We start from the raw sequence: 14,612 nt of genomic DNA, 5'->3' as shown, positions 1-14,612 counted from the left end.
GTAATTCGATGCAGGCGGTTAGATATACTGAGGATCAAATTCTCTATGGCTTACGTGAGTTTTGGAAATACAGATTTGGAAGTGGTAGGCAAATCGACTTGGACAAGCGGATTGATCTGCAGATAACCTATGATAATGGATGGGATGACGATGACCTTGATGAAGTCATTTCTGCACTCCCTGATTTATTTTCTGACTTGGCAAAGTATTTTGGCTTTGAGTGTTCAATTGAAGAATGGAAGAAAGAATTGGGAATCCAGGAACCAATTCGTTGTTTAGAAGAATGGGAAAGAGAGATCGCTCCCCATTTTACGTTCGCTGCATTAGTACGATTCATTGAAAAAAGAGCCACTGCTGTTTTGTTTCAGCCTGTGGTCATCAATAAAGAATGCCGACCTGCCGGGGTTTTCTATGGGTTACAGCAAATTACAAAAGACGTTATTGAAGAATCGAATTGCTTTGGGCCTAGCACAAAAATTATCGATGTTTTACGTGGGTATAAGCTAGAATATTTTTGGTCTCAGTTGAACTGGATGACTGAGTATCGTATTCTCAAACTATCTTCTTTCTGGAGTCGTGTTGATGAATACGGTTGTGGTTTGTTTTTTTTGGGCATGATGCTTGCAACTATTGCAACGGCCATGACTCAAGATTTTACTTACCAAATTGTGATGATCATAGTCGGATTTTGTGTCAGGCATGTTACATCGCTATACAAACACCGAGTGAATCCACTGCCGTCTGAACTTCAAACGTTTCGTGATCTTGCAATGTTGATTGCTGCACATGATTGTGATGCTGTGCGAAAATGTGAAGCGACTGAACATTGATGAGTTGCGAGGTACCTATGAGAAAAATGATCCCTCTTCTTCTGATTCCTATCTTTTGCTTCAGTCTTATTTCTGATGGTGCTGCAGAGAATACGAGAGTTCGTTTGACGATTCCTCCAGAGCAGCCTCCGGATCCTGCATGGCGCAGAGAATTTTTTCAGGGAACTCTGCCATTAAAGAATCGTCCACAAATAGTTTCGAGAAAACCTGTAAAGGACGAAGTCCACGTCATTGTGAAAAATACTGGAAAAACAACCTTGGAGTATTATGCGAGAGGATCAGATGATATCGCAGAGCCAGAGAGGATCCGATTGTATCAGGAAGTTTTCAGGAGGGGATTATGGCGAAAATCGCGCTATGACTGGTGTTGTTTTGGTAAGAAGAAATACTCGGTTCTGCCGAGTCAGTCGATTAAGTTGGTAATCGATTTTAGCGATGATGAAAGAGGGGAACGCATGCTGGGGAATTTTCGTGAAGTAGGGACAAATCGTTCGGAGTTGGTCGTCCTTGCTACGGAACCTTGAATTCCACTCCTCAGTTGATAGGGAAGAGCCTGTTTCTATACTGTTTTTTTAATCAACACGACCAGGTTGACGGTTGTTTTTCCCTTTGCGTTTGGTGCCGGAGTCGCCGAGGTCTTCGCGGGCTTTTTCTGCGAGAGCGCTCAGACGTTTGACGACTTCCGGATTCTGGTTGGCCACGTTTTTACTTTCGCTGATGTCATTGCTGAGATCGTACAAAGCCAGGCCGGTTTTCTTTTGAACATAACGACCGGGTGTTCCACCGCTGCCGGGTTTGTCTTTCAGGCTGCGGTAGGGGTGCGGGAAGTGTAGTTTCCATTTGCCGCTACGGACGGCGTTTAAGTGCCTGCCCCAGTAAAAGAGCAGGGCTTCATGTGGAGATTTTGCTCCCTTTTCTCCGCTCATTAAGGGCCAGATATTTTTACCATCGATAATGCGGTCGTTTGGTACTTTTCCACCTGTCAGGTAAGCAATCGTGGGCAGGAGGTCAATCGTCATCGCCATTTGATTACAGACCGAGCCAGCGGGGATCTGTCCAGGCCAGGCCATGATACAGGGTTCGCGCTGGCCGCCATCCCAAGCGGTGCCTTTGCCTTCTCGTAACGGTAAGGCAGAGCCGGCATGATCGCCGTAGGAAAGCCAGGGGCCATTGTCTGATGTGAAAATGATGAGGGTATTTTTCTCAAGACCGTTCTCTTTGAGTGCCTGACGAATTTGACCGACGGACCAGTCGATTTCCATGATCACATCACCATAGAGTCCTTGCTCCGATTTGCCTTTAAATTTCTCGCTGACAAACAACGGAACATGGGGCATGGAATGGGGGACGTAGAGGAAAAATGGTTTATCGTGATTTTGGTTGATGAAGGCGACCGCTCGTTCGGTGTACCAGGTTGTGAGTTGTGCCTGTTCTTTGCCGGTGACTTTCGGATTGATAATGGTTTCATTTTCCATTAATGGCAGATCGGGAAAGCGTTTTCCGGCAGTCGGATGGAAGGGCCACATATCGTTGGAGTAGGGGAGGCCGAAATAATCATCGAAGCCATGTCTGGTGGGCAGAAATTCCGGGAGGTGACCCAAGTGCCATTTCCCGTAGATAGCGGTTGCGTAGCCTTCCGGTTTGACGACTTCAGCAATGGTGGTTTCTTCGGCGTTGATCCCGATCTTGGACTGGGGGCCGAGTGCACCACCAATGCCCACGCGGTTCGGATAGCAGCCGGTGAGCAACGCGACACGAGAAGCAGAGCAGACCGCCTGGGCTGCATAAAAGTCGGTAAACCGAACCCCCTCTTTTGCCATTTGATCAAGGTTGGGAGTTTTGATATTGGGTGATCCGAACACGCCGACATCCTGATAGCCCTGGTCGTCGGTGAAGATAATCACGACATTAGGGTGATCTTTGGGGGGGCGTGCGATAGCGGTCGCCGATTGCATGCTCAGAATGGCAATCATAGTCAGCAGCAGACAGAAGCCGGGTAATCGTTTTGGATTCGACAGTCTGGAAGATCGTATTACAAAACTGAGCATGAGCCTGTCCTCTGGAAAAGGGTTCGAGATAAACTATCTCATCTACCTTAACTGAGTGTGGCTCTATTTTTCAATGGTCGATTCAGTTTACTCCCCGCGAAAGTGAGCATCCTGTACGGGAACCAGATGTTCCAGACAGGCATATAATACACCAGCAGGCGAGCCAATGGCGTCAAGATGTGCAATGATCTCATCGGGGTAGCAACTCAGGACTTGTGACGATTCTTCGCGATAGACTTCAAAACGGTGCCTGATCACTTTTTCATTCGCGTCATCAGCCCGGTTTTCACGAATCGCACGATGACGGATACGGTGGATCATTTCCTCTTCATCGCTACAGGTCAGGTGTAATACTTTTAGAACCTCAATGTGTTCTTCCAGTATTTTTGCCTGTTGAATATTTCTGGGAATTCCATCCAGAATGAGAATGTCTTTGCTTGGCTTATAAAGCGAGAGGGTAGCGCGGGCGTCGAGTCCCTGTTTCCAGATGCGGATACTGAGTTCATCAGGAACTAAATCTCCACGAGAGCTGTATTTATAAATTTCCTGACCTTCAGGAGATTCAATATCGATGGAGCGAAAGACATCTCCACTTGAGAGGTGAAAGAACCCGGGAATTTGTCCGAGAATTCTTCCCTGCGTTCCTTTACCAACTCCAGGAGCACCAAACAGTAGGACGGCTTTTCGACGTTCCGTCGCCATGGGTATGCCTCTTTGTTTCAAGGCCGAAATTATATGGTTCAGCAACCACAGCGGTTACTGCATAATCATTCAGAAAATAATAACCAGAAGATTTTGATTACAATAACGTCTTGTAAATGAATTCTCACCCCACTGAGGGGAAGTTATTAAAGAAGGTAAATAAAAACACTCCGAAAACCAAAACGCTTTTCGGAGTGTTAAATTGATTCGTTCGATTCCCTTAACGAGAAATCAGAGCCACGACCTGACCAACGTCAACGGGCAGGCTGACATCTTCAAAGCCAGGAGCTGTGACAACATTTGCTTCTAACGCTTTTTTATCCAGTGTGATCCAGGCACAGCCAGGACGGCCTGATTCCACTAGCTCACCATAGAGCTTTTTGAGGTTAGGACGGTTTCGGACAGAAATCACATCACCTGGTTTCACCCAGATGGAAGGTTTATTCACAGTTTGTCCATTTAACTGGAAGTGTGAGTGGACAATCCCCTGACGTGCTTGCGGACGCGTCATGGCAAAGCCAGCACGACAGACGACATTATCCAGGCGCCGTTCACAGAGAATCAAAAGCTCTTCACCGGTGTTGCCCTTGGTGCGGCGCGCTTTGTCGAAGTAGCGACGCAACTGACGCTCACGCAAACCATAGTAGAATTTAATCTTCTGCTTTTCGATTAAGGCCAGACCATAGTTGGAAGCCTTCCGGCGACGCTGTGACATTCCGGGGGGAAGATTTCGATTGTCTAATGCACGTGTTGCACCCGCATCTTCAAAAACCAACGCTCCTAAGCGGCGGTTTACTCGTCCCTTTGGTCCTGTATAACGACCCATTCAGTGTTTCTCCCACATTAATCAGTGTCGCCGTATAATCTACTTGTTGAACGGCAAAGACTTATTATTAAACTCTGGTCGATATAAACTATTTTCTAATAACAGTTTACACATGGTAGCCAAGAGGACCAGAATCGAGATAGCGATCAGGATTATGATATTCGTCACGATGTCGCGCGTACCACAACCTTTAAAGCGGTCCGCTGTTATCGCAAATTAGGCCAGAATCGTCAACCAACTGGACTGAAGGATCACAAATTCTCGGAAAATATCAGCAAAGAATGATGAGGGCGTGAATGCTTCACAGAGGGATCAGGCGATCTATGGGTCTGTTTGTATAGTTTGTGTTTAACAGAAGACTTGTGGAACCGAAACCGAGGCCCGAAACAGTTCGTCTGGTTCTTCGGACTCGACTGCAATGCGTGGAATATCAAGATTGTCATAAGAGTCGAGGCGAGAAAACCCGCCGTAATAGCTAAAGCCCCAACGGTAGCCAGCTTGTTCCAGGCAGACTCTGGTTTGCTCGTTAAAACAATCTTTGCCTCCGACTGGATAACTAAAGGCGGAAATCCTTTGGCCGATTTCCGTTTCGATTCTTTGTTTGCAGGTTTCAATTTCGTGCCGTTGTACTTCTTCGGGATGATTTGCCAGAATGGGATGATTTACCGTATGGCCGCCAAAGTCCATGCTAGCGTGATGCATTTCGCGAACCATGTCCCAGGTCATCCAGATTTGATCTGCGATATCTTGAGGACAGCGCCCCGATCCTGTCGCCTCTGCCAGAAAGTTCAGATAGTCTTCGGTTTTCTTTCCTGGCAGCTTTTTGAAAACGCTCAGTAATGTTTTTATAGACCGATCTACTTCGTTTGATTTTAGTGAGACAGATTCCTCTGTCCATGGATTCTCAGGAATTACTGTTTGAGAGGCGCAGCGCACCATCCAGGAAATTTCATCCCACCAGGCCAACTTTCGTTCGTCAAGAAATCCTGTTGTTAAAAAGAAGGTGGCGGAGGAATTGTGAGCTTTGAGAATGGGAAAAGCCCATTCGTAATTGTCTCGATAACCATCATCGAATGTGATCAAAACATAGCGGCCACGTTTCTGATTCCAGAGGTCGTCCAAATCCCGAAAACGAATCAGGTCATAGTTTAATCCTAGAAAACGAACCTGTTGTTCGAAACTTTCAGCAGAGGCGCTCCAGAGATCATGATCAAATAATGATCCATTACTCTCACCCACCCGATGGTAGTTCAGAACAATCAGCCCATTCCAGAGCGGAGTTGTGCGCGCGAGTCTGTTTAACCCGGTCCAGTCTAATGCCTTGGCTAGTAATTCTTTTTTACTCACAATCCGGCTTCCTTTTTCCAAAATCGTCACGCTAAACTGTTGTGTCTACTAAAACTGGTTCAATGATTTGAGGTGACATATGTAAATAGCGACTGGCTTTTCGCTTGGATTCGATATCGCCGTAAACAAGTTTCACCTGTTCTGTCGGCAAGCCGATTCCCTCTGCGACTGCTTCGGCAGAAAACCCATGATTTAAGCCATAAAGGCAGCAGTCCAGTTTGTCATAAGAGACAGCAAAGTAGAACTCTTCCTGCGATTGTTCCAGTGAATAAGTATCAGTTGTGGGAGGTCGCATGCAAATGAGCTCTGGTACATCGAGATAGGCAGCCAATTGATAGACCTGTGTTTTGTAGAGATGCGCAATCGGTTTCAAGTCAGCTGCACCATCACCATTTTTTACAAAAAATCCCTGATCGTATTCGAGTCGATTCGGAGTTCCAGGTACGGCGTAATTCAAACGATCCGCATGATAATATTCCATCATTTTGCGGCAACGTTGTTTGAAGTTTGTCGCAGCCACAATGGTTTGATAGGCGGATAAAGGCAGACGTTTCTTAATGAGTTCACCCGAGGGAGTTTGTACAACAACAGAAAAAACGCGGTAACCGCCTTCCTCCAGTAGATTGGGAAGTACAATTTTTGACTTCCAGTCTGGTTCATATTCAGGAATCACTTGTTTGATGGCAGCATCGCGGCGTTCATAACAACCTGCGCCTCGTAGCATAGGAGAAATATTCTCGACGATGGCTTCCACATCAAAATGATCTGCCAGTAATTGTCCGTAGGTCAGGCTTTCATCTTTGGTGTCGTGCTCAGGCATCATAATTCCCAAAACACGGTCTTTCCCAAAAGCACGCGCACAAAGAGCTGTTACCACACTACTGTCAATGCCTCCCGATAAGCCCAGTACGGCTCCTTTTTTTCGCATTGTTTTGCGAACGGTTTCTCGCATCCATTGAACGATGCGCTCTGTTTCAGCTGCACAATCAAGGTTGAGTAACTCTGGGCTGAATGTTTTCGTTTGGATGCTCATCTTTATGTTTCCTTATTTGATTGCCGACGATCTTAATTAGCAAATTGTCATTTATTTTTCGTTACATTATTGATTCTGTTTCAGGGAAGCACTAACTGTTTTTTGTCGACTTTGCCGTTGGGTGACTTAGGCAATTCGTCGCGGAATTCAATTTTTTGGGGAACCATAAAATCCTCGAGGTGTTTGCGACAGTAAGCTAGAGCTTCCTTTTCGGATAATTCCTGGTCAGGCATCAGCGTGATGATTGCCCGGATGGATTGCCCCAGAACTGGATCAGGATCACCCATGATGGCGGCTTCAGAAATACGCTCATGTGCAAAGAGCACATTTTCAACTTCTTTCGGACTGACTTTTTCGCCGCGACTTTTGATGATGTCATCTCGTCTGCCGACGAAATATAAATAGCCTTCTTTATCCATGCGGAATAAATCACCAGTGTAGAGATACATTTCATTGGGAAGCTCTGCTGGTCTTAAGCGTTCTGCCGTCTGTTCAGGAGCTTCCCAATAGCCTTTCATCACGTTGGCACCGCGTACAACTAGCTCGCCGACATGTTCCGGTGGCAGTCGATGTCCCGCATCGTCCACAATAAAGACTTCCGTATCGGGCATGGCGATGCCCACTGATCCGGTCCTGATATCGACCTGATCCAAAGGAAGGTAAGAGACCCTTTTGCATTCTGTGAGACCATACATAGAAAAAATCTGCACGTGTGGCAGACGTTTTCGGAAGGTCAGAATATGCTCGGTTGGCAAGGCAGCGCCGGTATTCGTGATATATCGTAGTTTGGAAAAATCGTACTTCGATAAATCCATTTTCAGTAGAATGGCAGACATGGTGGGGACCAGCGGAAAACCGGTCACTTTTTCGTCAATAATTCTCTGTAAAACAGCGTGTGGATAAGTAAACGATTTTTCCAGTACCAATGTGGCGCCCACACGAAACGCCATCAGTAACTGGTAAAGTCCGTAATCAAATGAGAGTGGAAGTACATTCAAAATTATGTCATTCGACTCATTCATTAAATAAGTCGTGATAGAACGTGCCGCAGATGTCATGTTGAGATGAGTCAGCATCACACCTTTAGGATTTCCCGTTGAACCCGATGTATAAACCAGGGCTGCTAAATCGATACTGATCGCAGTAATGGGTGGTGGCGTAATACAATCTGCAAATTCAGCCTGAAGCTGTACCCAGGAATCAAACTGCGGCATTTGCAGGTCGTTGTTTGCTTTACTCTCTGAGTTAGAGCCGACAGTAATCACTGTTTTCAAATGTGGTAACAGGTCGCTGTGTTCAAAAAGCGTGTTACGTTTTTTATCGGGAATGATCAGCGCGTGTGCCTGACAGTTATTCAGAACATAGGTCAACTTATCAATCTTTGTGGTGGGATTCACCATCACAAAGACACCTCCCGCTTTTAGAACAGCAAAGACAGCAACAGTGGCTTCGAGTGTATTATCCAGGTGGATGACAACTCGGTTGCCACGCTTTAGTCCTCGCTTCAAGAATGCATGTGCGAGTCGATTGCTTTGCTGTTCTATCTCCAAATAGGTGTATCGCCTCTGATCAACGATCAGCGCGATTTTATTGGGATCAAATTGGGCACTGTATTCTAGAAATGATTGCAGTAACAACGACCTGCTCCTTGAAAAATTAAGCTAATTCTTTCAGCTTGGATTCAATGAATGTGATTAACCGATCTATTGAGTCCAGGTTTTCAGGAACCAATTCGTCATCGTCGACTTCTACAGAATATTTATCCTCAATAAAGGCGACTAATTCCAGAACACCCGTTGAATCGATAATACCTGTTTCGAGAAATGAATCATTGTTGTTTAAAGATTCAGGGTTTTCGTCGAACAAAAAATTCTCTGCAACAAAATCCCGAACTTCAGACTGTATCGAACTCATTTTCTATCCTTTTCTCAGTTAATAAATATCAAAGTAACATGTGATTTGTTTATGCGAGTAACTTCATTATGGCAGGGTCATTATTTCCAGAGGCAATTGGCTGTTTGTCAATCATATGTTCGACCAGGAGTTGTGTAGAAAGAATTCCTACCAGTGCCATATTGTCGCGTGTGCCGATCGCACGACCCTGTTCGATTTTCTTTACCAGACGTTGTACGGAGGTTGGATTAAACAACCCGTTTTCTTGCAGTTTGTTTGTCGATAAGAGTTGATCGACGTATTCGAACCGGGCTGCCTGTTTTTTTGTGTCAATGAAGCTATGTGCTTCTGGCGCACGATAAGGTTGTTTGGGACGTTGCCGAATACTTTCAGGAATCACGTCACGCAACGCGTACTTCAGAAGGTACTTTTCATTTAGTCCATTCATCTTAAAACGAATGGGGATACGCGCGGCAAATTCGACCACACGGTAGTCCAGAAACGGGAATCGTCCTTCAACTGAATTTCCCATCGCCATGCGATCACCTTGTGAGGATAAAATGTAGCCCGGCATCAAGTTGACCGTTTCGAGGAACTGAGCCTGACAGAATGATGGCCATTTTGAAAACTGTTCTGGTAATTGGTCTGAGAAGTCTGATAACGGATCGTTGTCTATCATTTGTTGTTTCACATCGTTGCTGAAAAATGTTTTCAATTTGGAAGTTAATTCCCAGCGCGGCAAATGTGAGAAAAACGGGCTGTTAATATCTTCGGGACGAATATTGAAGAACGCTTTCAGATAAGCGGGGGACTGTGCCTGCAGATTTTTGATATAGGGATAAAGACGCTTTAACAGGAGGGGGCGAATTTTTGAATCGGGTTGACGACTCCAGAAACGTCGGATTTTGGTTTCTTTGAATAAATCGTAACCTCCCAGGATTTCATCAGCTCCTTCACCGGTCATCACAACTTTGAACTGATTATCATGTACCAGCTTTGACAGCAGGAACATGGGGGCAGGAGCCGTTCGCAGAACTGGCTTTTCGGTATGCTGTATCACTTGAGGAAAGACTCGTCCGATGTCTTCGTAGGAACAGCAGACGGTTTGGTGCTCGGTTCCCAATTCCTGAATCATTTCCTGTTGATAACGGCTTTCATCGTACTCTTTGTCATTAAATACAACGGAAAATGTATTTAAGGGAGCATTGGTGTAGTTTCGAATGATGGCTGAAGTGACGGATGAATCCAGTCCGCCACTTAAATAAGCACCCACATTAACATCGGCACGTAAGCGTAACTGCGTAGCATGAATCAGCAAAGCACGCAGTTCCTCAGCCCAATCATCGAGTGAGCGTGTTTCTTCGTTCGGACTATAATCCAATTTCCAGTATTGCCAGATTTTCAGTTGACCATTCTTGACGATCATGGAGTGTGCAGGGGGTAATTCGAAGACGTTCGCAAAAAATGTTCGTGGAGGAAGGGGTGACCAGAACGTAAACAACTGGTTCAACGCAGTCAGGTCTGTTTTCCGTTCCACATCAGGTAGTGTGAACAGTGCTTTGATTTCCGAAGCAAAAATGAATCGTGATGGTGTCTGTGTATAAACAAGTGGCCGAATTCCCATACGATCGCGCGACAGAAAAACCTGCTGTTGTCGTTCGTCATGGATTGCAAAGGCCCATTGTCCATTCAACTGTTGAACACAGTCAGGACCGTATTCAGCGTACATATACAGAATCACTTCCGTATCGGAATGGGTCTGGAATTGATAGCCTCGGCTTGCAAGTTGCGCTCGAAGTTCGATGTGATTATAGATTTCACCATTGAATGTAATGGAAAGCATTCCATCGGCAGACTGCATCGGTTGTGCGCCACCAGCCAGATCAACAATACTCAGACGACTATGCGCGAATCCAACAGTGCCGCATGTTTTGATTCCTGAAGCATCAGGACCTCTATGACTGAGCATGTCAATCATAGACTGCAATTCGGCCTGACTGACGGTATGTCGGTCAGACTGAATGATTCCCGCAATTCCACACATTAGATGATCCAATACGCTATTAAAAGATAGACCTTGCCTGCAGAGAGACCGATATCTCTTACGAAAGAAATTTAGGTCATGTCAAATTCAAGTCAAATCGTATGTCTTTGTTGCCACAGTTGTTCGTAAAAAGATACGGGCATGTCTTCCTTTTGATGATTAACCGGTATGAACGGCACAAACTGTCTGATCGTAACGGTGATCGAAATCCGGTTTTGGAATGTAGCATGAAAGAGACTTTGCATAGATGTATGTAGATGTTTTGAATTTTATCGATTATCCGAAACAATTTGACTCGTGAGTTATATGACCTAAGCTTTCTCGCACCCAACAAGATGTGCATGAGTTTTATATCTTGATCACATTTGACAAATTCCTTTTGTCAGCTTGATTGATCGGGGTTGCGGGATTACTTATTTCAGGGCAATCAACTGAGTGTGAACAGAAAATGTCAGCTAAAGCTCCCGATTCTGATGCATTAAAGTCCCTTCTCGATCAGAAGGACTCCAAAAAACTAGGCGATATTGCTTCTAATGCAGTCAATACCGAAGAGTTGCTTGCTTCGTTGAGCATGCTTAACCTGACTGCCACTGGTGATTCTGAAGAGAGCACCAACACAGAAGAATTAACAACAGATGATCAAATTTCTGAAGTCCCAAATAGTACGAGAGCAACAGCGCCTCCGTCGCAAACGGAACCTTCAGAGCCGATGCATGTCGTTGGTAAAAGTGAGCACCTCAGTCAACTGTTCAATCGAGTACAGTCTCTTTTAACGGGAGATTCTGATGAGCAGCATGGGAAGTTCATTCCTCAGTGTCCGGAAACACTGGAAGATACCGGGTTGACACTGGACGAAATTGAGCGTCTGATTCTCAAGTTTTTGCTCGCCAAGGGAACTCGCACGGGGCGGCAAATTTGTCAACAAATCAGACTTCCGTTTGGGATCGTCGATCCGATTCTGAAACGTGCCAAGCAAGACCAGTTGGTAGCCTTCGGTGGTACTGCTGAAATGGGTGATTACGAGTTTACCATTACAGAATTAGGACGCGAACGTGCACGACGATTTACACAAGAGTGCACTTATTTTGGTTCAGCTCCAGTGAGTTTTAAAGATTACCTGCGGGCAATGGAGGCACAGAGCATCGCTAAACAAGAGGCAACGGAAGAGGATTTAAAAGAAGCATTTTCCGACTTGATTATCAACCATAAAATGCTGGATCGCTTGGGGCCCGCTGTTAACTCTGGAAGAGGAATGTTTTTGTTCGGTGAAGCCGGTAATGGTAAAACCAGTATTGCAGAACGAATTACAAAAGCATTCGGATCAACGATCTGGATTCCCCGTTGTATGGGAGTCGATGGAGACATTATACGTATTTTTGATCCCGGTTTGCATGAAGAAGTAACGCAGGAAAGTGATTCTGAAAGCCTTTTTGATCTCTCAGGTATTGATCAACGTTGGGTGCAAATCATTCGTCCGACCGTGATCGCCGGTGGTGAATTAACCATGCGTGAACTGGAAATTACACAAAATCCACAAACAAAAATTTGTGAAGCACCGCTGCAACTGAAAAGTAACTGTGGTACTTTTGTGATTGACGACTTTGGACGTCAGAGAATGCCCGTCGATGAATTATTGAATCGTTGGATTGTTCCATTGGAAAAACGTTATGACTTTTTGAATCTTCCCAGTGGCAAAAAAATCCAAGTTCCCTTTGATCAGCTCATTATCTTTTCTACGAATCTGGAACCGAAAGATCTTGTGGATGCAGCGTTTTTACGCCGTATCCCCTATAAGATTGAAGCCCTCGATCCCTCAGAAGAGGAATTTCGAGCACTCTTTGAATTGATGGCACCCTTGATGGGATTTCAATTTGATGAAACCGCATATCAATATTTGGTTGATCAACATTATAAAGCCGTCAATCGACCGTTTCGTGCCTGTCAGCCACGAGACCTGTTACTCCAGGTGAAAAATTTCTGTGTCTACAAACAGAAGCACAAGAAATTAACTCCTGAAGCATTTGACTTCGCGGTCGAAAATTACTTCTCGGTGATGTGAGCGGGTTTGTTAGATTGGCGTTTAAGCTGGCCATTCCGTATCACAAGACTCACATCGAAAACCAACCACAGTTGAAGTACCAGGTATAAGACGGTTCTTGCGGTTGAGCAAACCATCGCGTAGTTCTAATGGTGCCACAGCAGAACTACTGCAATCAGGGCACTTTTGATTCTTGAAAATCGTTCGGGCACGATTCAAGACCCAATCCTGTTGTTGAAAACGAGGTTTTTTAAGGGAACCTCTTTTTTCAAACGGAAGAATCATTGAGGGGGGAGTATCCACAGAAGTGGAAGGCTGGGGGTGCGTATCTTCCGGGTAATAAATCTTTAAAATGCTCATCCGTGAGCTCCTTGTAATCAATCCCTTGATAAAATTTCCTGTAATCCAAACGGGAATCTTTAGGGGTAGTCTTCTCTCATTATGAATCGAACTCATTCAAATCTGATGAACCCGACGAAGAGGAGACGAAGGATAAAGTTCTCTTATTAAGTTGGCAATAGGTTTTAGCAGAAAGGTATGAACATTGTAAAAAATTCATGCTGAAAAATATAGACGTTGGTAAAATGGTAAGAATTCGTGATCTGGAGATCTTCGTTTGATAGTTGCAGAAGTCCGGTTAATGTATGATTATTTTCTGCAATCAGATAAAACCATTCTGTCTTACAAATAATTATTAATACGTTAAGTGGTCTCGGGAGTTGTCACATTAATAAATCGAAGTTGATCAAGCTGACTGTAGGAGTCATCATTACGGTAGCCTGTCTGGCAGCTGCCGTCTGGGGCATTGATGTTGAGCAAATCAAAGCAAGCTTTCGAGATGCTAACTTCTGGACATTGCCTATCTTACTACTGATACTGTTTGTCTTCTACTGGTTGAAGGCACTACGCTGGGGAATGTTATTGGAACCGATCAAGCCGCTTTCTGCAAAACAAGTCACCCCCGCAATGATGATCGGCTTCATGGGTAACAACATTCTGCCTGCACATCTTGGTGAGTTCTTACGTGTATATGTGCTTAGCAAGCAGTTTCAGATTCCAAAGACAACGGTCTTGTCAACGGTGGTTCTGGAACGACTATTTGATATTATTGCGATTTTGTGTTTCCTGGGAGTCGGGGTTTATTTTGCTCCGAATCTACCGGATGACTATCGAACTGGCAGCATCGTATTAGCAATGATGACTTTATTGGCGGTCATTTTCCTTTCCGCCTATCTAATCTGGACAGATACCGTAATAGGACTATTTAGAAAAATCTTCAGCTATCTACGCTTTCTGCCAGAGAAACTAACACATCTCGTTTTGGAAATGATGAGATCGGGTGCACACGGAATGGCGTCAATGAAAAGTAAACGGTTGACATTCGGGATTATCTGGACTTCGTTTGCACAGTGGACGTTGAACGGGCTGAGTATTCTAGTCGCACTTTGGAGTTTTGATGTCCAAGTGACTCCCCTGGCGGCGTTTGTTGTTCTGGGAGTAACAGCATTTGGTGTGACGGTTCCTTCCACTCCGGGCTTCTTTGGAGTGATTCAACTCTGTTTCTGGATCAGTTTGCAGGCATTTGGGGTTTCCAAGGCCGACGCGTTTGCCGCATCAGTCTATTATCAGCTTTCGCAATATATTCCCGTCACGCTCATCGGATTGTATTTTTCAAATCGTGAAGGTCTGAAATTGAGCGAAGCAGAAAAGGAAGCAGAAAAAGAACTAGATGAGCTTGAAGGTATTTAACACACAAAAGCATCTGGATTGAGCTAGTATTGAGTGTGATCCAAGGTTAATTGATACAAACATCAGAGACGATCAAAATCTTGAATGTGATTAAATTGTGAA

At 44.9% G+C, this 14,612-nt stretch carries 13 protein-coding genes; 4 read left to right on the top strand and 9 right to left on the bottom strand.

Translation table 11 applies throughout. The features are described from left to right. Positions 1 to 8: 8 nt before the first annotated feature. Positions 9 to 830, top strand: coding sequence for a hypothetical protein (locus V202x_RS03735; protein WP_145171336.1), 822 nt, complete (start codon positions 9 to 11; stop codon positions 828 to 830). A 26-nt stretch (positions 831 to 856) separates the two neighbouring features. Further along, entirely contained in the window at positions 857 to 1,354 is a 498-nt protein-coding gene (locus V202x_RS03730; protein ID WP_145171334.1) for a hypothetical protein, read from the top strand. A 48-nt stretch (positions 1,355 to 1,402) separates the two neighbouring features. Here the strand turns inward: V202x_RS03730 and V202x_RS03725 are convergent, their stop codons facing one another. From V202x_RS03725 to asnB, 8 genes are all read right to left on the bottom strand, one after another. Next, positions 1,403 to 2,803: a sulfatase gene (locus V202x_RS03725; protein ID WP_145180347.1), complete on the bottom strand. Its 1,401-nt coding sequence runs from the start codon at positions 2,801 to 2,803 to the stop codon at positions 1,403 to 1,405. Positions 2,804 to 2,965: 162 nt separating this feature from the next. Further along, positions 2,966 to 3,580, bottom strand: coding sequence for an adenylate kinase family protein (locus V202x_RS03720; protein ID WP_145171332.1), 615 nt, complete (start codon positions 3,578 to 3,580; stop codon positions 2,966 to 2,968). Positions 3,581 to 3,800: 220 nt separating this feature from the next. Beyond that, a complete protein-coding gene (gene rpsD, locus V202x_RS03715) occupies positions 3,801 to 4,406 on the bottom strand; it encodes a 30S ribosomal protein S4 (RefSeq protein WP_145171330.1) in 606 nt (201 codons plus the stop codon). Between the two features lie 348 nt (positions 4,407 to 4,754). Further along, complete coding sequence (locus V202x_RS03710; RefSeq protein WP_197993208.1) at positions 4,755 to 5,753, bottom strand: polysaccharide deacetylase family protein; 999 nt, start codon at positions 5,751 to 5,753, stop codon at positions 4,755 to 4,757. Positions 5,754 to 5,784: 31 nt separating this feature from the next. Then, entirely contained in the window at positions 5,785 to 6,786 is a 1,002-nt protein-coding gene (gene nadE / locus V202x_RS03705; protein WP_145171326.1) for an NAD(+) synthase, read from the bottom strand. 80 nt (positions 6,787 to 6,866) lie between these two features. Further along, the gene (locus V202x_RS03700; RefSeq protein ID WP_145171324.1) at positions 6,867 to 8,423 is read right to left on the bottom strand and encodes a class I adenylate-forming enzyme family protein; all 1,557 of its coding nucleotides are present in this window, start codon (positions 8,421 to 8,423) and stop codon (positions 6,867 to 6,869) included. A gap of 19 nt (positions 8,424 to 8,442) precedes the next feature. Further along, positions 8,443 to 8,700, bottom strand: a complete 258-nt coding sequence (locus tag V202x_RS03695) for an acyl carrier protein (RefSeq protein ID WP_145171322.1) — start codon at positions 8,698 to 8,700, stop codon at positions 8,443 to 8,445. Positions 8,701 to 8,749: 49 nt separating this feature from the next. After that, on the bottom strand, positions 8,750 to 10,723 hold the full coding sequence (gene asnB / locus V202x_RS03690) for an asparagine synthase (glutamine-hydrolyzing) (RefSeq protein ID WP_145171320.1): 1,974 nt from the start codon (positions 10,721 to 10,723) through the stop codon (positions 8,750 to 8,752). 448 nt (positions 10,724 to 11,171) lie between these two features. Between asnB and V202x_RS03685 the strand changes: the two genes are divergently transcribed. Next, positions 11,172 to 12,782: an AAA family ATPase gene (locus V202x_RS03685; protein WP_145171318.1), complete on the top strand. Its 1,611-nt coding sequence runs from the start codon at positions 11,172 to 11,174 to the stop codon at positions 12,780 to 12,782. A gap of 21 nt (positions 12,783 to 12,803) precedes the next feature. On the opposite strand, the gene V202x_RS03680 is transcribed toward V202x_RS03685, so the two are convergent. Next, positions 12,804 to 13,121 carry a hypothetical protein gene (locus V202x_RS03680; RefSeq protein ID WP_145171316.1) on the bottom strand — a complete coding sequence of 106 codons (318 nt, stop codon included), beginning with the start codon at positions 13,119 to 13,121 and terminating at the stop codon, positions 12,804 to 12,806. Positions 13,122 to 13,502: 381 nt separating this feature from the next. Between V202x_RS03680 and V202x_RS03675 the strand changes: the two genes are divergently transcribed. After that, positions 13,503 to 14,510 (top strand): lysylphosphatidylglycerol synthase transmembrane domain-containing protein, encoded by a 1,008-nt coding sequence (locus tag V202x_RS03675; RefSeq protein WP_197993207.1) that lies wholly within the window; start codon positions 13,503 to 13,505, stop codon positions 14,508 to 14,510. The last annotated feature ends 102 nt before the right edge of the window (positions 14,511 to 14,612 follow it).

It is taken from the genome of Gimesia aquarii, from assembly GCF_007748175.1.
Lineage (GTDB): Bacteria > Planctomycetota > Planctomycetia > Planctomycetales > Planctomycetaceae > Gimesia > Gimesia aquarii_A.
Note: the sequence above shows the minus strand (reverse complement) of the source record. Positions and strands in the feature narration are given on the sequence as shown.